The 255-nt window shown below is 70.6% G+C and carries 1 protein-coding gene; it reads right to left on the reverse strand.

Annotated features, from left to right (window positions below):
• Nucleotides 1-255 (reverse strand): transposase (locus tag JMA46_RS17005; protein ID WP_207346513.1); only part of this gene is annotated, 255 nt, incomplete at both ends.

Raw genomic sequence — 255 nt, forward strand, 5'->3', positions numbered from 1 at the left:
TGCGACCGTTGGTCTTCTTGCCGGCGTCGTACCCACGCGACCCCCGGCCCACAGTGTCGGCGCCCTTGACCGACTGGGCATCGACGATACCGGCCGACGCCATCGGGTCCCGCCCTGCGGCATCCCGCACGGCGGCACGCAGGGCGTCGTGGATCCGGTCGGTGGTGCCGTCGGCGTTCCAGCGCTGAAAGTACCAGTACACGGTGTCCCAGGGCGGGAAATCGTGGGGCATCATCCGCCACGCGCACCCGGTGC

This window comes from Arthrobacter sp. E3, from assembly GCF_017353415.1.
GTDB lineage: Bacteria > Actinomycetota > Actinomycetes > Actinomycetales > Micrococcaceae > Specibacter.